This is a genomic window from Streptomyces sp. NPDC056628 (genome assembly GCF_042792555.1).
Taxonomy (GTDB): Bacteria; Actinomycetota; Actinomycetes; order Streptomycetales; family Streptomycetaceae; genus Streptomyces.
On the sequence record NZ_JBHTWG010000003.1, the window covers coordinates 208,386 to 230,797 of the forward strand.

Annotated in this window: 20 protein-coding genes; 12 read left to right on the forward strand and 8 right to left on the reverse strand. The window is 73.8% G+C overall.

What is annotated here, in order from left to right; all coding sequences use genetic code 11:
• The first annotated feature begins 26 nt into the window (after window positions 1-26).
• Window positions 27-941, forward strand: coding sequence for a HipA family kinase (locus ACFRAC_RS06575; RefSeq protein WP_382921688.1), 915 nt, complete (start codon window positions 27-29; stop codon window positions 939-941).
• Window positions 938-1,231 (forward strand): Rdx family protein, encoded by a 294-nt coding sequence (locus ACFRAC_RS06580; RefSeq protein ID WP_361342396.1) that lies wholly within the window; start codon window positions 938-940, stop codon window positions 1,229-1,231. Before ACFRAC_RS06575 ends, ACFRAC_RS06580 begins: the two co-directional genes overlap by 4 nt.
• Here ACFRAC_RS06580 and aceB read toward each other — a convergent pair.
• Entirely contained in the window at window positions 1,221-2,843 is a 1,623-nt protein-coding gene (gene aceB, locus ACFRAC_RS06585; RefSeq protein WP_382921691.1) for a malate synthase A, read from the reverse strand. The two genes, ACFRAC_RS06580 and aceB, sit on opposite strands and share 11 nt — an antisense overlap.
• Window positions 2,844-3,053: 210 nt before the next feature.
• Window positions 3,054-3,656: an NTP transferase domain-containing protein gene (locus ACFRAC_RS06590; protein WP_382921694.1), complete on the reverse strand. Its 603-nt coding sequence runs from the start codon at window positions 3,654-3,656 to the stop codon at window positions 3,054-3,056.
• Window positions 3,657-3,832: 176 nt separating this feature from the next.
• Between ACFRAC_RS06590 and ACFRAC_RS06595 the strand changes: the two genes are divergently transcribed.
• The gene (locus ACFRAC_RS06595) at window positions 3,833-4,153 is read left to right on the forward strand and encodes a DUF5955 family protein (protein WP_382921697.1); all 321 of its coding nucleotides are present in this window, start codon (window positions 3,833-3,835) and stop codon (window positions 4,151-4,153) included.
• Window positions 4,154-4,159: 6 nt separating this feature from the next.
• Here the strand turns inward: ACFRAC_RS06595 and ACFRAC_RS06600 are convergent, their stop codons facing one another.
• Window positions 4,160-4,951, reverse strand: coding sequence for an IclR family transcriptional regulator (locus ACFRAC_RS06600; protein WP_382921700.1), 792 nt, complete (start codon window positions 4,949-4,951; stop codon window positions 4,160-4,162).
• A 275-nt stretch (window positions 4,952-5,226) separates the two neighbouring features.
• On the opposite strand from ACFRAC_RS06600, the gene allB reads away from it, so the two are divergent.
• Complete coding sequence (gene allB, locus ACFRAC_RS06605; RefSeq protein WP_382921703.1) at window positions 5,227-6,564, forward strand: allantoinase AllB; 1,338 nt, start codon at window positions 5,227-5,229, stop codon at window positions 6,562-6,564.
• 37 nt (window positions 6,565-6,601) lie between these two features.
• Entirely contained in the window at window positions 6,602-7,717 is a 1,116-nt protein-coding gene (gene alc / locus ACFRAC_RS06610) for an allantoicase (RefSeq protein WP_382921706.1), read from the forward strand.
• A 99-nt stretch (window positions 7,718-7,816) separates the two neighbouring features.
• Here the strand turns inward: alc and ACFRAC_RS06615 are convergent, their stop codons facing one another.
• Both ACFRAC_RS06615 and ACFRAC_RS06620 read right to left on the reverse strand, forming a co-directional pair.
• Window positions 7,817-8,203 (reverse strand): ribonuclease domain-containing protein, encoded by a 387-nt coding sequence (locus ACFRAC_RS06615; protein ID WP_382921709.1) that lies wholly within the window; start codon window positions 8,201-8,203, stop codon window positions 7,817-7,819.
• A 107-nt stretch (window positions 8,204-8,310) separates the two neighbouring features.
• Complete coding sequence (locus ACFRAC_RS06620) at window positions 8,311-8,511, reverse strand: hypothetical protein (RefSeq protein ID WP_382921712.1); 201 nt, start codon at window positions 8,509-8,511, stop codon at window positions 8,311-8,313.
• 169 nt (window positions 8,512-8,680) lie between these two features.
• Here ACFRAC_RS06620 and ACFRAC_RS06625 point away from each other — a divergent pair, with 169 nt between their 5' ends.
• Both ACFRAC_RS06625 and ACFRAC_RS06630 read left to right on the forward strand, forming a co-directional pair.
• Entirely contained in the window at window positions 8,681-9,934 is a 1,254-nt protein-coding gene (locus ACFRAC_RS06625; protein WP_382921715.1) for a histidine kinase, read from the forward strand.
• Between the two features lie 76 nt (window positions 9,935-10,010).
• Window positions 10,011-10,700, forward strand: a complete 690-nt coding sequence (locus ACFRAC_RS06630; protein WP_382921718.1) for a response regulator — start codon at window positions 10,011-10,013, stop codon at window positions 10,698-10,700.
• 15 nt (window positions 10,701-10,715) lie between these two features.
• Here the strand turns inward: ACFRAC_RS06630 and ACFRAC_RS06635 are convergent, their stop codons facing one another.
• Window positions 10,716-11,738 (reverse strand): Gfo/Idh/MocA family oxidoreductase, encoded by a 1,023-nt coding sequence (locus ACFRAC_RS06635; RefSeq protein ID WP_361342364.1) that lies wholly within the window; start codon window positions 11,736-11,738, stop codon window positions 10,716-10,718.
• A 129-nt stretch (window positions 11,739-11,867) separates the two neighbouring features.
• Between ACFRAC_RS06635 and ACFRAC_RS06640 the strand changes: the two genes are divergently transcribed.
• The 5 genes from ACFRAC_RS06640 to ACFRAC_RS06660 all read left to right on the forward strand — a co-directional run bounded on the left by ACFRAC_RS06640 (window position 11,868) and on the right by ACFRAC_RS06660 (window position 19,366).
• A complete protein-coding gene (locus ACFRAC_RS06640; protein ID WP_382922118.1) occupies window positions 11,868-12,605 on the forward strand; it encodes a GntR family transcriptional regulator in 738 nt (245 codons plus the stop codon).
• Window positions 12,606-12,773: 168 nt separating this feature from the next.
• Window positions 12,774-13,922 (forward strand): ROK family glucokinase, encoded by a 1,149-nt coding sequence (locus tag ACFRAC_RS06645; RefSeq protein ID WP_382921723.1) that lies wholly within the window; start codon window positions 12,774-12,776, stop codon window positions 13,920-13,922.
• Window positions 13,919-14,497: a sugar kinase gene (locus tag ACFRAC_RS06650; RefSeq protein ID WP_382921726.1), complete on the forward strand. Its 579-nt coding sequence runs from the start codon at window positions 13,919-13,921 to the stop codon at window positions 14,495-14,497. The genes ACFRAC_RS06645 and ACFRAC_RS06650 overlap by 4 nt, the downstream gene beginning before the upstream one ends.
• A gap of 106 nt (window positions 14,498-14,603) precedes the next feature.
• Window positions 14,604-17,423, forward strand: a complete 2,820-nt coding sequence (locus tag ACFRAC_RS06655) for an SNF2-related protein (protein ID WP_382921729.1) — start codon at window positions 14,604-14,606, stop codon at window positions 17,421-17,423.
• Window positions 17,420-19,366: an SWIM zinc finger family protein gene (locus ACFRAC_RS06660; protein ID WP_382921732.1), complete on the forward strand. Its 1,947-nt coding sequence runs from the start codon at window positions 17,420-17,422 to the stop codon at window positions 19,364-19,366. Before ACFRAC_RS06655 ends, ACFRAC_RS06660 begins: the two co-directional genes overlap by 4 nt.
• On the opposite strand, the gene ACFRAC_RS06665 is transcribed toward ACFRAC_RS06660, so the two are convergent.
• A complete protein-coding gene (locus ACFRAC_RS06665; protein ID WP_382921735.1) occupies window positions 19,338-19,574 on the reverse strand; it encodes a BON domain-containing protein in 237 nt (78 codons plus the stop codon). The two genes, ACFRAC_RS06660 and ACFRAC_RS06665, sit on opposite strands and share 29 nt — an antisense overlap.
• A gap of 103 nt (window positions 19,575-19,677) precedes the next feature.
• Complete coding sequence (gene ppdK / locus ACFRAC_RS06670; protein ID WP_382921738.1) at window positions 19,678-22,371, reverse strand: pyruvate, phosphate dikinase; 2,694 nt, start codon at window positions 22,369-22,371, stop codon at window positions 19,678-19,680.
• Between the last annotated feature and the right edge of the window lie 41 nt (window positions 22,372-22,412).

A 22,412-nucleotide genomic window follows, 5' to 3' on the forward strand; every position in this document is an offset into this window, starting at 1 on the left:
TACCGCAGGCCGGAAGCAGGGGTCGGATGTTGAGAGAGGTCGTGGCCACCCGCTACATCGAGCCCCTGACGTCCGGCGGCTCCGTCCCCGGCGTCGTCGAGGCCGACGACCTCGGCACCTACGTCGTGAAGTTCACCGGCTCCGCGCAGGGCCGCAAGGCCCTCGTCGCCGAGGTGATCGTCGGCGAACTGGCCCGGGCGCTGGGCCTGCGGTTCCCCGAACTGGTCCTGGTGCACTTCGACCCCGCCGTCGCCGACGGCGAGCCGCACCAGGAGGTGCGGGACCTGCACACCGCCAGTGCCGGGGTCAATCTCGGCATGGACTACCTGCCGGGCGCCCGCGACTTCACCCCCGAGGTCGCGAAGACGTTCCGCGTGGACCCGCTGGAGGCGGGCCGGGTCGTCTGGCTGGACGCGCTGACCGCGAACGTCGACCGGACCGTGCACAGCTCCAACCTGATGGTCTGGCCGACCCTCGGCACCGTCCCGCCCCGGCTGTGGCTGATCGACCACGGCGCGGCCCTCGTCTTCCACCACCGCTGGGACGCCTCCGACCCGGAGCGCGCCTACGACCTGCGCCACCACGCCCTCGGCCAGTACGGCCCCGACGTGCGCGCCGCCGACGCGGAGCTGGCGCCCCGGGTGACCGGGGACCTGCTGCGGGAGGCCGTGGCGGCGGTGCCGGACGCCTGGCTGGCCGCCGAACCCGGCTTCGTCACGCCGGAGGAGGCACGCGACGCCTATGTCGCGCATCTGCACGCGCGCGTGCGGGCGTCCGCCGCGTGGCTGCCCACCGGCTTCCCGACCCGGGAGGAGCTCGCCGCCGAGGACGTCGCGCGGGCGGCGAGGACACAGCGAGGCCGGCCGGACTGGCTCAAGCGGGTCCCCGACCTGCACGGCAAGCCGGCCGTGGAACAGGACGGATCGGTGCACCTGGGATGAGCGGCCGCGTCGAGATCGAGTACTGCACCCAGTGCGGCTGGCTGCCCCGCGCGGCCTGGCTGGCGCAGGAACTGCTCACCACCTTCGAGGCGGAGCTGTCCGAGCTGGCCCTGAGGCCGGGCAAGGGCGGGGTCTTCGTCGTCCGGGTGGACGGCGAGCCGGTCTGGGACCGGCGCGAGCAGGGCTTCCCCGAGCCCACGGCGGTCAAGCGCGCCGTACGGGACCGAGTGGCCCCGGGGAAGTCCCTGGGCCACTCGGACAAGGCCGGTCCGGACGCCGTCAGCCCCTGAGCCGCTCGTACGCCGGCAGGGTCAGGAAGTCGGCGTAGTCGGCGTCCAGGGATACCTCCAGCAGCAGGTCGTGGGCCTCCTGCCAGTGGCCTGCGGCGAACGCCTCCTCGCCCAGCTCCTGCCTGATGTTCCGCAGCTCCTCGGCGGCGACGTCGCGGGCCAGCGCGGGCGTGGCCTTCTCGCCGTTCTCGAACTCGACGCCCGCGTTGATCCACTGCCAGATCTGGGAGCGGGAGATCTCGGCGGTGGCCGCGTCCTCCATCAGGTTGAAGATGGCGACCGCACCCAGCCCGCGCAGCCAGGCCTCGATGTAACGGATGCCGACCTGCACGGCGTTGACGAGCCCGTTGTACGTCGGCCTGGCGTCGAGCGAGTCGATCGCGATGAGGTCGGCCGCCTCGACGTGCACGTCCTCGCGCAGCCGGTCCTTCTGGTTCGGCTTGTCCCCGAGGACCTTGTCGAAGGACTCCATGGCGATCGGGACCAGGTCGGGGTGGGCGACCCAGGAGCCGTCGAAGCCGTCGGCGGCCTCGCGGTCCTTGTCGGCGCGGACCTTCTCGAACGCCACCTTGTTGACCTCGGCGTCGCGGCGGGACGGGATGAACGCCGCCATGCCGCCGATCGCGTGCGCGCCGCGCTTGTGGCAGGTGCGGACGAGGAGTTCGGTGTAGGCCCGCATGAACGGGGCCGTCATCGTGACCGCGTTGCGGTCCGGCAGGACGAACTTCGGCCCGCCGTCCCGGAAGTTCTTGACGATGGAGAACAGGTAGTCCCAGCGGCCGGCGTTGAGCCCGGAGGCGTGGTCGCGCAGCTCGTGGAGGATCTCCTCCATCTCGTAGGCCGCCGTGATCGTCTCGATCAGCACGGTGGCCCGGACGGTGCCCTGGGGGATGCCGACGTAGTCCTGGGCGAACACGAACACGTCGTTCCACAGACGGGCTTCGAGGTGCGACTCCGTCTTCGGCAGGTAGAAGTACGGACCCTTGCCGAGCTCGATCAGGCGCCGCGCGTTGTGGAAGAAGTACAGGCCGAAGTCGACGAGGGCGCCGGGGACCGGCTGCCCGTCGAGCTGGAGATGCCGCTCGTCGAGGTGCCAGCCGCGCGGGCGCATGACGACGGTGGCCAGCTCGTCGTCGGGACGCAGGGCGTACGACTTGCCCGAGCCGGCGTCGGTGAAGTCGATGTTCCGGGTGTAGGCGTCGATCAGGTTGAGCTGGCCGAGGACGACGTTCTCCCAGGTCGGCGCGGAGGCGTCCTCGAAGTCCGCGAGCCAGATCCGGGCGCCCGAGTTCAGGGCGTTGATCGTCATCTTGCGGTCGGTCGGGCCGGTGATCTCGACCCGGCGGTCCTGGAGCGCGGGCGGGCACGGGGCGACCTTCCAGGAGTCGTCGGCGCGGATCGCGGCGGTCTCCTGGAGGAAGTCGAGCGTGGAGGTGCGGGCGATCTCGGCGCGGCGCTCCGCGCGGCGGGCGAGGAGTTCGTCACGGCGGGGGGTGAAGCGGCGGTGCAGCTCGGCCACGAAGGCGAGGGCCGCGTCGGTGAGGACCTCCTCCTGCCGGGGCAGGGGCTCGGCGTCGACGATGGCCAGCGGGGACGGCGCTGGTGCGGACATGAGCTGTCACTTCCTTCAGCGGGCGGTGGGGCGAGCGGTCGAGCTGTGTGGCACCGGGTGCCAGTCTTCCCGGATGCGGCGGAAGCGTCCGTCGAACGGTCAGAACGCTTCTGATCAGTGGATAGTAGTTTCCTCATGGTGGAAGTTCAATGGTTTGTTGATGTCGAGATTCCTTGTGCCGTGGCCAGGTGGCGCCGGGTGCCACCGCGGTCACTCCAGGTGGGCGAGGTCGGCCTCCGTGTCGATGTCGTACGGCTCCGCCACGTCACCGCACTCGACGAGCGCGACCGAATCCGCGTGCTCCCCGAGGTAGCCGCGCGCCCCCCGGTCCCCGGTGGCGGCCGCGCTCACACCGGCCCAGTGGGCCGCGCCGAACAGCACGGGATGCCCGCGGACGCCGTCGTACGCGGCTGAGACGAGGGACGACTCGTCCCGGTACGCCGAGAGGACCCGCGCGACCGCCTCCGGTCCGATGCCCGGCTGGTCGACCAGCATGACGAGCGCCGCACGCGCGTCCGCATCGGCCAGCGAGTCCAGCCCGGCCCGCAGGGAGGAGCCCATCCCCTCGGCCCACTCCGGGTTCTCCACCAGAAGGCACCCGTCGAGCCGCGCCCGCTGACGTACGTCCGCCGCGCGCGCCCCCAGCACCACGTGCACGCGGGCGCAGCCGCCCGCGCGCAGTACCCCGGCGGCATGCTCGACCAGGGGCCGGCCGCGATGCTCCAGCAGGGCCTTGGGCCGTCCGCCCAGCCGTCTGCCGCCGCCGGCCGCGAGGAGCAGACCGGCCACCGGGAGGGCTCGTGAGTCCGTCATGCGTCCTGCATACCTGACACCCGCGCGAGGGGTCGCCCCGCAGGGCTGAATTTCCGTCCGCGCTGTAGCGGATCGGTACGGGGTGGCGTTTACTGACCCGCGTCCCCGGCGCCCCTAGGGGCGTTCGCGAGGGCGCGCGACTGGTGGCGCACAACGGTGTGCGAGGGGGGAGAGCTTTGTTGCGGAGCTTGGAGCAGCGGTCGGTGACGGGCACAGGCGAGGACCCGAGGGTGGCGGAGCTGCGGACGGCCGTGTCCCGTCTGCGCCGCGAACTCGCCGCGCACCCGGCCGACTTCCCCGACCGGGGGATCGCCGAGGAGGAACTGGCCGCGCTGGCCGCGATGACGGCCGGCGGGGCGCCCGAGGCGCCACGGCTGCGCCGGTCGTTACTGCTGATCGCCGGGGCCATCGGCTCGGTGAGCGCGCTGTCGCCCGGACTCACCCAGGTGCGGGACGCCGTGGAGATGTTCGGGGCGCCCCCGCGCGGCCGGGGGTAGGTTCCGTCAGGAGTGGTTCTGGCTGGCCAGCGCCTCGGCCAGTTCGTCGGCGATCTGCTGGAGCACCGGCACGATCCGCTCCGTCGCCGCCTCCGTGACCCGGCCCGCCGGCCCCGAGATCGAGATGGCCGCCGGGGTGGGGGAGTCGGGCACGGGGACCGCGAGGCAGCGCACGCCGATCTCCTGCTCGTTGTCGTCGACGGCGTAGCCGGTGCGCCGCACGTCCTCCAGCGCCGCGAGGAAACCGTCCGGCGTGGTGATCGTCCGGTCCGTGGCGGCCGGCATGCCGGTGCGCGACAGCAGCGCGCGCACCTCCTCCGCAGGGAAGGAGGCCAGCAGCGCCTTGCCGACGCCCGTGGAGTGCGGGAGCACGCGCCGGCCCACCTCGGTGAACATGCGCATCGAGTGCTTGGACGGCACCTGGGCGACGTAGACGATCTCGTCGCCGTCGAGCAGGGCCATGTTCGCCGTCTCGCCGGTCTCCTCGACCAGGCGGGCCAGATAGGGGCGGGCCCAGGTGCCCAGCAGCCGGGAGGCGGACTCGCCGAGCCGGATCAGCCGCGGCCCGAGGGCGTAGCGCCGGTTGGGCTGCTGGCGGACGTATCCGCAGGCCACCAGGGTGCGCATCAGACGGTGGATGGTCGGCAGCGGCAGACCGCTGCTGGCGGACAGCTCGCTCAGGCCCACCTCGCCACCGGCGTCCGCCATCCGCTCCAGCAGGTCGAAGGCGCGCTCCAGGGACTGGACGCCGCCGCTGGGCCGGGCGGAGTCGGTGGTGCTGGCGCTGGACGTCGGCACGGCGCGTTCCTTTCGGGACCGGTGGGAAGGGCAGAAGCCTACCCGCCGGCCGGTCGACCGCCCGCGAAGGCGTCTTTCACGTTCTGCTTGATGGAAGACTAATTCCACTTTGTGGAAATGTCCACAGTTCTCGGTCGGGGTGCACTGGGGAGAAGTGTGCCCTTGACGGCGTCGCGACGGGAGTGAAGACTCCTTCAACAGAACGTTGAATTTCCGTGGTCCGGGCGGGCATCCCGAGCGGCTCGCGGAAGCCGAGGCGGCAGAGAGGGGTCCGGGTGTCCGACGTCGAACTGGTGCTGCGCTCGACGCGCGTCATCACCCCGGAGGGGACGCGGGCCGCCTCGGTCGCGGTCTCCGCCGGAAAGATCACGGCCGTCCTCGGGTACGACGCCGGCGTCCCGTCCGGCGCCCGGCTGGAGGACGTCGGCGACGACGTCCTGCTGCCCGGCCTCGTCGACACGCACGTGCACGTCAACGACCCCGGGCGCACCGAGTGGGAGGGGTTCTGGACCGCCACGCGCGCCGCGGCGGCCGGCGGCATCACCACCCTCGTCGACATGCCGCTCAACTCCCTGCCGCCCACCACGACGGTCGACCACCTGCGCGTCAAGCAGAAGACGGCCGCCGACAAGGCGCACATCGACGTCGGCTTCTGGGGCGGCGCCCTGCCCGGCAACACCTCGGACCTGCGTCCGCTCCACGAGGCCGGGGTCTTCGGCTTCAAGGCGTTCCTGTCGCCGTCCGGCGTGGACGAGTTCCCGCACCTCGGCCAGGACGACCTCGCCCGCTCCATGGCCGAGATCGCCTCCTTCGACGGACTGCTGATCGTCCACGCCGAGGACCCGCACCACCTGGCGGCGGCCCCGCAGCACGGCGGGCCCCGCTACGCCGACTTCCTCGCCTCCCGCCCGCGGGACGCCGAGGACACCGCGATCGCCCAGCTGATCGCCCAGGCGAAACGCCTCCACGCGCGCGTGCACGTGCTGCACCTGTCCTCCGGTGACGCGCTGCCGCTGATCGCCGAGGCCAAGCGGGAGGGCGTACGGATCACCGTCGAGACCTGCCCGCACTACCTCACCCTGACCGCCGAGGAGGTCCCGGACGGGGCCAGCGAGTTCAAGTGCTGCCCGCCCATCCGCGAGTCCGCCAACCAGGACCTGCTCTGGCAGGCCCTGGCCGACGGCACCGTCGACTGCGTGGTCACCGACCACTCACCCTCCACGGTCGACCTGAAGACCGACGACTTCGCCACCGCCTGGGGCGGCATCTCCGGTCTCCAGCTCAGCCTGGCCGCCGTGTGGACCGAGGCGCGCCGGCGCGGGCACGGCCTGGAGGACGTGGTCCGCTGGATGTCCACCCGGACCGCCCGGCTGGCCGGGCTCGGCCACAAGGGCGCCATCGAAGCCGGCCGCGACGCCGACTTCGCCGTGCTCGCCCCCGACGCGACCTTCACCGTGGACCCGGCCGCCCTGCAGCACCGCAACCGCGTGACGGCCTACGCGGGCAGGACCCTGCACGGCGTCGTGCGGTCCACCTGGCTGCGCGGCGAACGCGTCTTCACCGACGGCGAGTTCACCGACCCGAAGGGACGTCTTCTCACCCGCACCCCCTGACTCCCATCCGACGACGCGAAAGGCAGACCTGATCACCGTGACGGCGATCCCCAGCTTCACCGGCGACGCGAGCCCCTACCGCGGCGGCGACCCGTACGCGGACTACCGCACCGCCGACTTCCCCTTCACCCGGTACGCCGATCTCGCCGACCGGCGCCTCGGCGCCTCCGTCATCGCCGCCAACGACGAGTTCTTCGCCCAGCGCGAGAGCCTCCTGGTGCCCGGGCGGGCCGAGTTCGACCCCGAGCACTTCGGGCACAAGGGCAAGGTCATGGACGGCTGGGAGACCCGGCGGCGCCGCGGCGCCTCGGCCGATCACCCCTGGCCGACGGCCGAGGACCACGACTGGGCGCTGGTACGCCTCGGCGCCCCCGGCGTGATCCGCGGACTCGTGGTCGACACGGCCCACTTCCGCGGCAACTACCCGCAGGCGGTGTCCGTCGAGGGCGCCTGCGTGCCGGGTTCGCCGTCGCCCGAGGACCTGCTCGGCGACGACGTGAAGTGGACGACGCTCGTACCGCGCACCCCGGTCGGCGGCCACGCCGCGAACGGCTTCGCCGTCCAGGCCGAGCAGCGCTTCACCCACCTGCGGCTCAACCAGCACCCCGACGGCGGCACGGCGCGCCTGCGCGTGTACGGCGAGGTCGTGCCCGACCCCGCGTGGCTGGCGGCGCTCGGCACCTTCGACGTCGTCGCCCTGGAGAACGGCGGCCAGGTCGAGGACGCCTCGAACCTCTTCTACTCGCCCGCCACCAACACCATCCAGCCGGGCCGCTCCCGCACGATGGACGACGGCTGGGAGACCCGCCGGCGCCGCGACCAGGGCCACGACTGGATCCGCTACCGGCTGGCGGCCCAGTCCGAGATCCGGGCCGTCGAGATCGACACCGCCTGTCTGAAGGGAAACAGCGCGGGCTGGGCGTCGGTCTCCGTGAAGGACGGCGAGAGCGGCACCTGGACGGAGATCGTCCCGCGCACCCGTCTCCAGCCCGACACCGACCACCGCTTCGTCCTGCCGTCCCCGGCCGTCGGCACACACGCGCGCGTGGACATCTATCCGGACGGCGGCATCTCGCGGCTGCGCCTGCACGGCTCGCTGACGGAGCAGGGCACCGCGGGCCTGCGCGCCCGTCACCAGGAGCTGGGCGGCTAGCCGGGCGACGAGGGAACGGTCTCGCCCCGCGGCCGGTGGTGCCGTGGGGGGTCCGCGGGGCGAGCGTTCAGTGGTGCGGTACGGCCTGCCGGCCGGACCTCAGCAGCCGTGGTCGATCAGGTCGAAGGTGGCGTAGTGGTCGGCCGTGTAGTAGTCCTCCTGCGGCTCCTCGCCGGTGACGACGCGCCGCGCGCCGCGGGTGTCGGAGCCCGGCGTGATCACCGTGTACTCGTGGTAGTAGCCGGTCGACCGGCGCGGCAGGACGCCTTCCCGGTTCTGGAAGACGGTGCCGTCCTGTGCGAAGGGGAAGGGGCCGCCCTGTTCGATCAGGGCCAGGGTGTCGTGCGCCTGCGACGGCAGGTCGCTCTGGCAGACGCTGCCGACGGCGGCCGTCGCGGGGGAGGCGGTGACGGTGCCGCCGACGAGGAGCGCGGACAGCAGGGCCGCCGCGGAGCCGATGCGGGTGAGGTGTGGGGGGAATCGCATGGCCGTATGATGACGCGCGTAGAAGATGGCATGTCAACGTCAACCCTGCGATTCTCCGCCGGATGTCCCCGCAATTTTCACGCCGCTGCCATCGGCGCGCGAGGCGGTCAGCCGGGCTTCCGGCTCTCGGCCACCGCGAACAGCGCGAACGCCAGCACCAGCAGGGTCACGCTCGCGTAGACCTCGTAGCCGTCGAGGAACCCGACGCGCTGCACCAGCCCCCAGTGCCAGTCGGTGAACTCGTGGACCAGGCCCGCGACGCCCTGCACGAGACAGATGAACCCGAGGAACTCCAGGAACTGCTTCATGCCCCCAGCCTCGCCCGCCGGGAATCTCGCGCCCATCGGCCGGGGGGCGCGACAGACGCGGCCGAAGTAGGCCGTCGGGGCGGCCCGCGCCCACCAAAGTCTTGGGTGCCGCGACTTTGGTCGGTGATGCCGTCGCGAGAGGTCCGCCGGAAGCCGCCTCTGCGTAGATTTGTCGACCGTGACCACCGAACGGCACCCGTCCCCGCCGCAGTTCCTCGCGGAACGGCGCTGGCTGCTGCCCTCCGCCCTGGCCGAGGAGTTCGAACCCGACCCCGACCGCCCCGGCCGGCCCCGGCGCACGGCCCGCGACTGGGTGGTCGACTTCGGCTGCTTCCTGCTGGCCGTGCTGCTCGGCCTGCTCACCGCCGACACGCTGGAGCAGGAGGACCTGCCCTCCGGCCTCGTCGCCGCCGACCAGCTGCTCGGCGCCCTGGCCTGCGCCGCGGTGTGGTTCCGGCGCCGCTGGCCGGTCGGGCTCGCGGTCGCCATGGTCCCCGTGTGCTTCGTGTCGAACACCGCGGGCGGCGCGGGTGTCGTCGCCCTGTTCACCCTGGCCGTGCACCGGCCCTTCCGGTACGTCGCCTGGGTCGCCGGCGCCTCGCTGGCGCTGACCCCGCTGTTCTTCTGGCTGCGCCCCGACCCGGACGTCCCCTACGGCTGGGCCGTCTTCTCCGTCGTCCTGCTCACCGGGGCGATGGTCGGCTGGGGCATGTTCGTACGGTCCAAGCGGCAGCTCATGGTGAGCCTGCGCGACCGCGCGCGGCGCGCCGAGACGGAGGCCCGGCTGCGCGCGGAGCAGGCGCAGCGCCTGGCCCGCGAGGCCATCGCCCGGGAGATGCACGACGTCCTCGCACACCGGCTGACCCTGCTCAGCGTGCACGCGGGAGCGCTGGAGTTCCGGCCGGACGCGCCCCGCGAGGAGATCCAGCGGGCCGCCGGCGTCATCCGGGAGAGCGCCCACGAGGCCCTGCAGGACCTGCGCGAGATCATCGGGGTCCTGCGCGCCGGCGAGTCCGACGACTCCGGCCGGCCCCAGCCGACCCTCGCCGCGCTGGAGGCCCTGGTCGCCGAGTGCCGCGAGGCAGGCATGAAGGTCACCCTCGACCTGCGCGTCACCGACCAGGCCGCCGTACCGGCCTCCGTGGGCCGCACCGCCTACCGCGTCGCCCAGGAGGGACTGACGAACGCCCGCAAGCACGCCCCGGGCACCGAGGCCACCGTGACCGTCACCGGCGCACCGGGACAGGGCCTGACCGTGGCGGTGCGCAACCGGGCCCCCGAGGGGGAGGTGCCGCCCGTGCCCGGCTCCGGTCAGGGGCTCATCGGGCTGCGGGAGCGGGCGACGCTGACGGGCGGCCGGTTCGAGCACGGGCCCGAGGCGGACGGGGGGTTCGGCATCCGGGCGTGGCTGCCGTGGGCGTGACCGAGGGCGCGCGGACGGAGTCCTTCCTGGGCGGACCCGTCCCCGCGCACCGGACGACCGTGATTACGTGAGGCCCATGACTGCCATCAGACTGCTCCTCGTCGACGACGATCCGCTGGTCCGGGCCGGACTGTCCCTGATGCTGGGCGGTGCCGAGGACATCGAGATCGTCGGTGAGGCGGCCGACGGCGCCGACGTCGGACCGCTGGCCGACCGCACCCGGCCGGACGTCGTCCTGATGGACATCCGCATGCCGGGCGTCGACGGCCTCACCGCGACCGAGCGGCTGCGCGCCCGGAAGGACCCGCCGCAGGTCGTGCTGCTGACCACCTTCCACGCCGACGAGCAGGTGCTGCGCGCCCTGCGCGCCGGGGCCGCCGGGTTCGTGCTGAAGGACACCCCGCCCGCCGAGATCGTCGACGCGGTCCGCAAGGTCGCCGCCGGCGACCCGGTCCTGTCGCCCACCGTGACCCGCCGGCTGATGGACCACGCCGCCGGTACGGCCGCCGACATCCGCCGCGCCCACGCACGCGAGCGGCTGACCGCCCTGAACGACCGGGAGCGCGAGGTCGCCGTCGCCGTGGGCCGGGGCCTGTCCAACGCCGAGATCGCCGGGGAGCTCTACATGAGCGTCGCCACCGTGAAGACCCACGTCTCCCGCGTCCTCGCCAAGCTGGACCTCAACAACCGGGTGCAGATCGCGCTCCTGGCGTACGACGCGGGACTCCTGGAGGAACTCGACGACCTCAAAGGCGAGGGGCGCTAGGGCGCCTACGGGGCCTCAGAGGGCCGCGGTCGTGGTGCCCCCCGGCAGCTCGCCGAGCGCCACCGGTCTTCGCTCGCGCCGCGACATCTCGCACGCCTCGGAGATCCGCAGCGCCTGCAGGGCCTCCCGCCCGTCGCAGGGGTTGGCCCGCTCGCCGCGCACGACCTCGACGAAGGCGTTCAGCTCGGCCTCGTAGGCGGGCCCGAACCGCTCCAGGAACCCGGTCCACGGCTTGTCCGCCGCGGGCGGCCCGGTCGGCTCGGTGGACGCGATCGGCGTACGGTCGTCCAGGCCGACGACGACCTGGTCCAGCTCTCCGGCCAGCTCCATGCGCACGTCGTACCCGGCACCGTTCAGCCGGGTCGCCGTCGCGGTGGCGAGCGTCCCGTCCTCCAGCGTCAGCACGGCGGCGGCGGTGTCCACGTCGCCCGCCTCGCGGAACATCGCGGGCCCGGCGTCCGAACCGGCCGCGTACACGTCCACGACCTCCCGCCCGGTCACCCAGCGCAGCATGTCGAAGTCGTGGATCAGGGTGTCCCGGTAGAGGCCGCCCGACAGCGGCAGCCACGCGGCGGGCGGCGGCGCCTGGTCGCTGGTGAGGGCCCGCACCGTGTGCAGCCGCCCCAGCCGGCCGGAGCGCAGCGCCTCGCGGGCCCCGGCGTACCCGGCGTCGAAGCGGCGCTGGAACCCCATCTGCAGAATCGTCCCTGCCGTCTCCACCTCAGCGATGGCCTGCAGCGTCCCCGGCAGGTCCAGCGCGATGGGCTTCTCGCAGAACACGGGCAGTCCGGAGCGGGCCGCCCGCCCGATCAGTTCGGCGTGGGCGGACGTCGCCGTGGTGATCACCACCGCGTCCACGCCCCACCGGAAGATCTCGTCCATGCCGGGCGCCGCCGTCTCGCCGAGCCGGTGCGCCAGCTCCTGGGCCCGCGACGGGTTCGCGTCCGTGAGGATCAGCGATCCGACGTCACGATGGCGACTGAGCGTGTTCGCGTGGATGGTGCCGATGCGGCCCGTACCGATGACCCCGATGCGCATGGAAACAAAGTGGGGGTTCGGTGTGGACGCTGTCAATGACAATGTCCGGACAATCGAACTACACAACTTCCCGTCAACAGGCCGTGGGACTAAAGTCGGGCCGTGCCGAAACCAGAAGTGGACCCGACCGTGGAACTCGAGCTCAGTGTGGACCGGAGCAGTCCGGTGCCCTTGTACTTCCAGCTCTCCCAGCAGCTCGAGGCCGCCATCGAGCACGGCGCCCTGACCCCCGGCAGCCTGCTGGGCAACGAGATCGAACTCGCCGCGCGCCTCGGTCTGTCCCGCCCCACCGTCCGCCAGGCCATCCAGTCCCTGGTCGACAAGGGGCTGCTGGTGCGCCGCCGCGGGGTCGGCACCCAGGTCGTGCACAGCCAGGTCAAACGCCCGCTGGAGCTCAGCAGCCTCTACGACGACCTGGAGTCGGCCGGCCAGCGCCCCGCGACCAGCGTCCTCGTCAACACCGTCGTCCCCGCGTCCGCCGAGGTCGCCGCCGCACTCGGGGTCAGCGAGGGCAGCGACGTCCACCGGATCGAACGGCTGCGCCTGGCACACGGCGAGCCGATGGCCCACCTGTGCAACTTCCTGCCGCCCGGCCTGCTGGACCTGGACACCGAGCAGCTGGAGGCGACCGGCCTGTACCGGCTGATGCGCGCCGCCGGCATCACCCTGCACAGCGCCCGGCAGACCATCGGGGCCCGCGCCGCCACCGCCGCCGAGGCCGACCGCCTCGCCGAGAAGGAGGGCGCGCCTCTGCTCACGATGCAGCGCGTGACGTTCGACGACACTGGCCGCGCGGTCGAGTACGGCACCCACACCTACCGGCCGAGCCGCTACTCGTTCGAGTTCCAGCTCCTCGTACGATCCTGACCGGACCGGCCGGTACGTAGCAATGTCAGGACAAGCAGGCGACCGCTGTGGAGCTCTCGGCACCCGCTCCCCACGGCACATTCCACCCCGGAACCGGCCACTCGCGGCAACCGTCCCATTGTTCCCCCGCTCGGCACCCAGTGTGAGCGTGCGGCAGAATCGGGCCTGATGAGCACCTACCGCGACTTCACCGCACCGATCGGCTCCCGCCGGACCCCCGTGCTGCGCACGGTCGGCTCCAGAGAGCGCCGCTCGCACCTGTCGGCTCCCCGCGTGCCCACGGTGGGCATCGACATCGGCGGCACCAAGGTGATGGCGGGCGTCGTGGACGCGGACGGCAACATCCTGGAGAAGCTCCGCACGGAGACCCCGGACAAGTCCAAGAGCCCGAAGGTCGTCGAGGACACGATCGTCGAACTGGTCCTGGACCTGTCCGACCGCCACGACGTGCACGCCGTCGGCATCGGTGCGGCCGGCTGGGTCGACGCCGACCGCAACCGCGTCCTGTTCGCCCCCCACCTGTCCTGGCGCAACGAACCCCTGCGCGACCGCCTCGCCGGCCGTCTCGCCGTGCCCGTCCTGGTCGACAACGACGCCAACTCCGCCGCCTGGGCCGAGTGGCGCTTCGGCGCCGGACGCGGCGAGGACCACCTCGTCATGATCACACTCGGCACCGGCATCGGCGGCGCGATCCTGGAGGACGGGCAGGTCAAGCGCGGCAAGTACGGCGTCGCCGGCGAGTTCGGCCATATGCAGGTCGTGCCCGGCGGCCACCGCTGCCCGTGCGGCAACCGCGGCTGCTGGGAGCAGTACAGCTCGGGCAACGCGCTCGTGCGCGAGGCCCGCGAGCTCGCCGCCGCCGACTCCCCGGTGGCGTACGGGATCATCGAGCACGTCAAGGGCCAGATCTCCGACATCACCGGCCCGGTGATCACCGAGCTCGCCCGCGAGGGCGACGCCATGTGCATCGAACTGCTCCAGGACATCGGCCAGTGGCTCGGCGTCGGCATCGCCAACCTGGCCGCCGCCCTCGACCCGTCCTGCTTCGTCATCGGCGGTGGCGTCTCCGCCGCGGACGACCTGCTCATCGGCCCCGCCCGCGACGCCTTCAAGCGCCACCTCACCGGCCGCGGCTACCGGCCCGAGGCCCGTATCACCCGGGCCCAGCTCGGCCCCGAGGCCGGTATGGTCGGCGCCGCCGACCTCGCCCGCCTCGTCGCCCGGCGCTTCCGCCGCGCGAACCGGCGCCGTGTCGAGCGCTACGAGCGCTACGCACGCTTCACGGACTCCCGCCAGACGTCCCAGGGGTCGGCGTGACCATGTCCGTACCCCGTCAGGTCGACTCCCCGGACGAGCCGCAGCCCACCGAGGACCGCCGCCACCGCAACCGCCGCCGGGCGCTCACGCTGCTCATCATCGTGCTGCTCATCGGCGTCCCCGCCGGCTACCTGGTCATCTCCGCCAACCAGAGCCGCGACAGCGGCAAGGACAAGGAGGCCAAGTACTCGGCGACCGGCCTCACCACGGGCTGGCCCGCGCGCGTCCAGCGCCACATCTACAAGGTCACCATCCCGGTCCCCTCGTACAAGGTCGCCTACTACGAGACCAACAACTGGAAGACCAGCCGGCTCTACGTCCAGTTCGAGACCGTCCCCGGCGGCCTCGACGGGTACCTCAGGACCATGGGGCTCGACCGGAACGACCTGAAGCGCGACGACATCACGATCAGCGCCCGCGACCAGAAGATCACCAGCTGGAAGTTCACCGGCGAGGGCCCCTGGTACGGCGTCGTCGACAAGCGGGAGAACCCGGCACCCACCCACGACATCGTGGTGAACCTCGCCGACCCGCAGAAGCCCTTCGTGTACGTCGTCGCCCGCACCGTCCCGTAGCCCGCGCCGAAGGGCGCCCGCCCCGGTGGCCGGGGCCGATTGTCAGACCCCGCCCGTAGAGTCGGAGACAGTCGGTCCGACGTCGGGGAGGGAGGTGACGAGACGTATGAGCAGCGCACCCGCGACGACCGCGAGCACGGACGAGACCGTCCCCCCGCGGCTCGCCGCCGTCTTCCTGCCCGCACCGCTCCCGCGCGAGGGCCGGATCGCCTTCTGGGACCCGGACGGCGACCCGCTGCCCGCCCAGGACGGCGAGCTCACCGTCGTACGGCCGCACGGCTCGACGGTCCGCCGCCGCACCACCGCCTCGCTGACCCTGCCCCTCACCGAGGCCCTGCCGCTGCTCGTGCGCGCCCGGCACGACCCGGCCGCCCACCCCGCCACCGCCTGCTGGGGCGCCGCCGCCCTGCACGCCCTGCGGCTCACCGCGCGCGGCCGCCTCCTGCCCGGTCTGACCCCCACCGGCCACGACGCCTGGCGGGCCGGCCCCCTCGACCCCGACGACATCGCCCACCTGCGGGCGATCGCCGCCGCCCTGCCCCCCGAGGGCCACGCCGTCCCGCTGCCCGGCCCGGGCCCGCTGCGGCTGCCCGAGCCCGAGGCGCTCCTGCGGTCCTTCCTGGACGCCGTCGCCGACAGCCTGCCCCGCACCCCCGCCGCCCCCTACGCCGCCGGCCGCCCCTTCGCCGCGCGCGAGGCCCAGCCGCTGCCCACCGCCCACGCGTGGGCGGCCGAGGTCGCCGCCGGCATGGACGCCGGCGTACGGGTCTCGCTCCGCCTGGACCTGTCCGCCCACACCCTCTTCGACGAGGACGCGGGCGGCTCGCGCAACGCGGGCGCCGCCATCGTCCAGGTGCACAGCCTCGCCGACCCCACCCTCGTGGCCGACGCCGCCGCCCTGTGGTCCGGCGAGGCGGACACCGCCTTCGGGCCCCGCGCGCGGGTGGACGCCGCGCTCGCGGTCCGGCGCGCCGCCCGGGTGTGGCCGCCGCTCGACCGCCTCTCCGAGCAGGACGTGCCCGACGTCCTCGCCCTGTCCGACGAGGAGCTGGGCGACCTGCTCGGCGTCGCGGCGACCCGGCTCGCCGCCGCGGGCGTCGCGGTCCACTGGCCCCGGGACCTGGCACAGGACCTCAGCGCCGCCGCGGTCGTCCGGCCCGCCCCCGGCTCGGCCACCGACGGCACCGGCTTCGTCGAGAGCGAGGAACTGCTCCAGTTCCGCTGGCAGCTGGCCATCGGCGGCGACCCGCTGACCGAGGCCGAGATGGACGCGCTCGCCGAGGCCCACCGCCCCGTCGTCCGGCTCCGGGACCAGTGGGTGCTGGTCGACCCGGCCCTGGTCCGCAAGGCCCGCAAACGCGAACTCGGCCTGCTGGACCCCGTCGACGCGCTGTCCGTCGCGCTCACCGGCAGCGCCGAGGTCGACGGCGAGACCGTCGAGGCGGTGCCGGTCGGCGCGCTCGCCGCCCTGCGTGACCGGCTCACCGCCGGCGTCCGCCCCGCCGAGCCCCCGGCGGGGCTGCGGGCGACCCTGCGCGACTACCAACTGCGGGGCCTGGCCTGGCTGGACCTCATGACCTCGCTCGGGCTCGGCGGCTGCCTCGCCGACGACATGGGACTCGGCAAGACGATCACCGTCATCGCCCTGCACCTCCGGCGCGCCCGCCCGGCCCCCACCCTGGTCGTGTGCCCGGCCTCCCTGCTCGGCAACTGGCAGCGGGAGATCACCCGGTTCGCGCCCGGCGTCCCCGTCCGCCGCTTCCACGGCCCCGACCGCACCCTGGACGGCCTCGACGGCGGTTTCGTCCTCACCACGTACGGCACCATGCGCTCGGCCGCGCCCACGCTCGCGGCGGCCACCTGGGGCATGGTCGTCGCCGACGAGGCCCAGCACGTCAAGAACCCCTACTCGGCGACGGCGAAGGCCCTGCGTACCATCCCGACCCCGGCACGCGTGGCCCTGACCGGCACCCCCGTCGAGAACAACCTCTCCGAGCTGTGGGCCCTCCTCGACTGGACGACCCCGGGCCTGCTCGGCCCCCTGAAGTCCTTCCGCGCCCGCCACGCGCGGGCCGTGGAGAACGGCGAGGACGACGAGGCGGTCGAGCGGCTGGCCCGCCTGGTCCGGCCGTTCCTCCTGCGCCGCAGGAAGTCCGACCCCGGGATCGTCCCGGAGCTGCCGCCCAAGACGGAGACGGACCATCCGGTGCCGCTCACCCGCGAACAGGCCGCGCTCTACGAGGCGGTGGTCCGCGAGTCGCTGATCGCCATCGAGACGGCCGAGGGCATGGCCCGCCGGGGCCTGGTGCTGAAGCTGCTGACGTCCCTGAAGCAGATCTGCGACCACCCCGCCCTGTACCTGAAGGAGGACTCGTCCGCCGCCGAGCGCCTCGCCGTCCGCTCCGGCAAGCTGACCCTCCTGGACGAACTCCTCGACACCGTGCTCGCCGAGGACGGCTCGGCGCTCGTCTTCACGCAGTACGTCGGGATGGGCCGCCTGATCACCTCCCACCTCGCCGCCCGGGCGGTCCCGGTGGAGATGCTCCACGGCGGCACCCCGATCCCGGACCGGGAACGCATGGTGGACCGGTTCCAGAGCGGTGCCACCCCGGTCCTCGTGCTCTCCCTGAAGGCGGCGGGCACCGGGCTGAACCTGACCCGCGCGGGCCATGTCGTCCACTTCGACCGCTGGTGGAATCCGGCCGTCGAGGAGCAGGCCACCGACCGGGCCTACCGCATCGGCCAGACCCAGCCCGTCCAGGTCCACCGGCTCATCACCGAGGGCACCGTCGAGGACCGCATCGCGGACATGCTGGCCTCCAAGCGGGCCCTGGCCGACGCGATCCTCGGCACCGGCGAATCGGCCCTCACGGAACTGACCGACCGTGAGCTGACCGACCTGGTGTCCCTGAGGAGGGACTCATGACGGGGGAGGGCGAGCGGGCGCAGAGCCCGGCCGACGCCGCCCGGCAGGCGTTGCGGGCCGCCCGGGAGAGGCGCGAGGCGGAGCGGGACGCCGACGGGGACGGCACACCGGCCTCCGAGGGGCGCCCGTCTGCGGAGGCACGTCCCGGTGACGCCGCCCGCGCGGCGCTGAGGCGTGCGGCGTCACCGGCGCCGGACACGCGTACGGAGGCTCCAGCCGACTCCGGTGAGGGTGCCGATCCCAGCCCCGCGCGGCGCGCGGCCGAGGGGGCCCGGGAGGCGCTGCGCGCCGCCCGGGAGGACAGGCAGCGGGCCGCGGCGGAGGCCGAGCGCGAGGAGCGGGCCGCACACCGGCCCCGGCGCGCCGCCTCCCACGGCCCGGCGGGGGAGCGGGTGGCCGGGGGCGAGGCCCGGGACACCGCCGCCCGGCGTGCGGGCGACGTGAGGCGCCTGGTGGCCGGCGCCTTCCGGATGCCGTCCTGGGAAGACGCCGACGACGCCCATGACGCCGACGACCCCCACGACCCCGGGTCCGCCCCGGCCTCGGCGGACCGCACCGACGAGACGATCCGGGCTGTCGGCGACGCGACGCCGGTGGAGCCGTCCGGGACCCCCGCGCCGGGCCAGGACCCCCCTGCGCCGGGCCCCGCTCCCGCGGCCACCCCCCAGGTGCCCCGTTCCATGGCCGCTCCCGGCCGGGACGGCGAACTGCGGCGTACCTACCCGGCCTTCGCCCCGCGGCCGTCGGACGACGCCGGGTTCGCCGAGACCTGGTGGGGCAACGCCTGGGTGACCGCCCTGGAGGAGGGCGCCCTGGACGTCAAGCGCGTCGCCCGTGGCCGTGGTTACGCGCAGGAAGGACACGTCGACGCCATCACGGTGACACCGGGACTGGTGCTGGCGTACGTGCGCGGCAGCCGGCCCCGGCCGTACCGCGTGCAGGTGCGGCTGCGGACGCTGGGCGACGCCGAGTGGGCGCGGTTCCTGGACGCCGTGACGGAACACCCGGGGCACATCGCCGCGCTGCTGGACAAGGAGATGCCGCAGTCCCTCGCCGAGGGCGACGTGCCGCTGCTGCCCGGCCCGGGCGACCTCGACCCCCGGTGCAGCTGTCCCGACCGGGGGCATCCCTGCAAGCACGCGGCGGCCCTCTGCTACCAGACGGCACGGCTGCTGGACGCCGACCCGTTCGTCCTGTTCCTGCTGCGCGGCCGCGGCGAGCGGGAACTGCTCGACGCGCTGTCCCGGCGCAACGCGGCGCGAGCGGCCCGTGCCGCGCAGGAACGGCAGCCGGCGCCCCTGGCGGGCGTACGCGCCGCCGAGGCGCTGGCCGCCGAGCGCCGGCTCCCGCCGCTGCCGCCCCCCCTGCCGGCGCCGCCGCACCCCGAGCAGCCCCCGGTCTATCCGGCGGCGCCGGGCGGCCCGGACCCGTTCGCGCTGGACCAGCTGGCCACCGACGCGGCGGCCCGGGCGCACGCCCTCCTGGGGACCGGCCGGGACCCGGTCGGCGGTCTGACGCTCTGGCAGGACGCGGTCCGGCTCGCCGCCGCGCGCCCCGGTTCCGGCCTCACCGCCGGCAGCCGTGCCCTGTACGCCTCCCTCGCGTCGGCCGCCGGCCGTACGACGGCCGACCTCGCCCGGGCCGTCGCCGCCTGGCGGCAGGGCGGCCTGGAGGGCCTCGCCGTCCTCGAGGAGCCCTGGGATCCTCCGGCGGGGCGCTTCGACCGGGCCCGCCCGCTGCTCCTGGCCGCCGACCTCCCGGCCTTCCGGCCCTGGCGCAACCGCCTCACCCACCCGCGCGGTCATGTCCAGGTGCGCCTGGGCCGGGACGGGCTCTGGTACCCGTACGAGTCCGAGCCGGGCCGGGACGACTGGTGGCCCAGGGGCACCCCCGACCTGGACCCGGTCGGCGCCCTCACGGGACTCGGCAGCGCCCAGGACTGACGCCGGTCCCGGAATCCGCCGTCAGGTCGTTCACCACACCGACCACACCGAGCACGCTGTCAGCGCGCCACGCCAACTGGACGGCGAGGAAGACGGCGTCACGTTCTTCGAGCCGTCCCGTCAGCGTGACCACACCGTCCCGGACCGGCACGGTCACGCGCTGAGTCCCCGGCGAGGGCGGCGCGCGCGGCAGGATGTCGCCGGTCACCTCGCGGCGGATGTCGTGCGGTCATCACCTCACCGACCGTGCGGGTCGTCATGCCGACTCCCTTCGCGCCCGGGGCCGTTCGGCCCGCGCCACCCGCCTCCCGTCACCGGCTCTCACCGCCGTCCGTCCCCGTCAGGGCCGCCCGTCCCGCCTCCAGCCGGGCGACGGGCACACGGAACGGGGAGCAGGAGACGTAGTCGAGGCCGGCCGCGTGGAAGAAGTGCACCGACTCCGGGTCCCCGCCGTGCTCGCCGCAGACCCCGATCTTCAGGCCGGGCCGGGCGGCGCGGCCCTCGGCGACCGCGATCTCGACCAGCCGGCCCACCCCTTCGCGGTCGATCGTCTCGAACGGGGAGACCTTGAAGACGCCCTTGTCCAGGTAGGCCGAGAAGAAGGCCGCCTCGACGTCGTCCCGCGAGAACCCCCAGGTGGTCTGGGTGAGATCGTTCGTGCCGAAGGAGAAGAACTGCGCCTCCCCGGCGATCCGGCCCGCCGTCAGCGCGGCGCGGGGCAGCTCGATCATCGTGCCGACGGGGCAGTCCACGACGAGCCCGGACTCCTCGGACACCTCGGCGAGGACCTGCCGCACCTCCTCGCCCACGAGCCGCAGTTCCTCGACGGTGTCGATCAGCGGCACCATGATCTCCGCGCGCGGATCACCACCGGCCCGCCTGCGGTCGGCGACCGCCTCGGCGACGGCCCGCACCTGCACGGCCACGAGTCCCGGCGCGACCAGCCCGAGCCGCACCCCGCGCAGGCCGAGCATCGGGTTCTCCTCGTGCATCCGGTTGACGGCGTCCAGCAGTTCGGTGTCGTGGGCGCTGGGTGAGACGCCCCGGGCCTGCGCGGCGGCGAGGCGGACGGCGAGTTCGGTGCGGTCGGGCAGGAACTCGTGCAGCGGCGGATCGAGCAGCCGGATCGTGACGGGCAGGCCGTCCATCGCCTCCAGAATGCCGGTGAAGTCCTTGCGTTGCAGCGGCAGCAGCTCCGCGAGGGCACGCGCGCGTTCGGCGTCCGTACGGGCCAGGATCATCGCCTCCACCAAAGGCCGCCGGTCGCCGAGGAACATGTGCTCGGTGCGGCACAGCCCGATGCCCTCGGCGCCGAAACGGCGGGCGCGCGCCGCGTCCTCGGGGGTGTCGGCGTTGGCGCGCACGCCCAGCCGGCGTGCCCCGTCGGCCTGTTCCATGACGCGGGCCACGGCGTCGACCAGCTCCGCCGAGGGCCCCGACCGGTCCCCGGTCTCGAAGTAGCGCATGACGGCGGAGTCGACCAGCGGCGCGGCACCGGCGTACACCGATCCCGCCGAGCCGTCCACGGACAGGACCGTGCCCTCCTCGACGACCGTGCCGCCCACGGTGAAACGGCGGCCGCGCGGGTCGACGTCGATCTCCTCCGCCCCGCACACGCACACCTTGCCCATGCCCCGGGCGACCACGGCGGCGTGGCTGGTCTTGCCGCCCCGGCTGGTGAGCACGGCCTGCGCGGCCACCATCCCGGGCAGATCGTCGGGCGTCGTCTCCTGCCTCACCAGGACGACCTTCTCCCCGGCGGCGGCACGGCGGACCGCCTCGGCGGAGTCGAACACGGCGGCTCCGACCGCGGCCCCCGGCGAGGCAGGGATGCCCCGTGCCAGCACCTCGCCGACCCCCGAGGTGTCGAACCGGGGGAACATCAGCCGGGCCAGCCCCTCGCCGCCGACGCGCCGCAGCGCCTCGTCCTCGGTGATGAGCCCCTCGTCGACGAGCTCGGCGGCGATGGTGAACGCGGCCTCGGCGGTGCGCTTGCCGACCCGTGTCTGCAGCATCCACAGCCGGCCGCGCTCGATGGTGAACTCGATGTCGCACAGATCCCGGTAGTGCTCCTCCAACGCCCGCATGTGCTCCCGCAGTCGGGCGTACGACGTCGGGTCGAGGCGCTCCAGGTCGGCCAGCGGGACGGTGTTGCGGATGCCGGCGACGACGTCCTCGCCCTGCGCGTTCGGCAGGTAGTCGCCGTACAGGCCGGGCCGGCCGGTGGCCGGGTCGCGGGTGAAGGCGACGCCGCTGCCCGAGTCGGAGCCCAGATTGCCGAAGACCATCGTCTGCACGGTGACCGCGGTGCCCAGGTCGTCCGGGATGTGCTCGCGGCGCCGGTAGAGGCGGGCGCGCTCGACGTTCCACGACGAGAAGACGGCGAGGACCGCCCGGCGCAGCTGTTCCGCCGGGAGCTGCGGAAACTGGTCGCCGGTGTGCCGGTGGATCAGCTCCTTGTAGGCCTCGACCAGCTCGGCGAGGTCGCCCGCGTCCAGGCCGAGGTCGTCCGCCGCGCCCCGGGCCTGCTTGAGGCGGGTCATGGCGTCCTCGAACAGGGCGCCGTCGACCCCCATGACCGTGCTGCCGAACATCTGCACGAGTCGGCGGTAGGAGTCCCAGGCGAAGCGCTCGTTCCCGGAGGACTTGGCGAGGCCCTCGACGGACGCGTCGTTGAGGCCGACGTCGAGGATCGTCTCCATCATGCCGGGCATGGAGAACCGCGCCCCCGAGCGGACGGACAGCAGCAGTGGGTCGTCGGGCTGCCCGAGGCGCCGCCCGGCGGCCTCCTCCAGCGCGGTCAGGTGGTCGGAGATCTCGCGGGACAGACCGTCCGGCTCGGCCCCGGTGGCGAGGAAGGCACGGCAGGCCTCGGTGGTGACGGTGAACCCTGGCGGCACCGGCAGCCCCATCCGGGTCATCTCGGCGAGGTTGGCGCCCTTCCCGCCGAGCAGGGCGGCCATGTCCCGGCTGCCCTCGGTGAACGCGTACACGTGACGGACCATTTTTTCCCTGCTCTCCCTTCCGGCCACGCGTTCCCGGATCA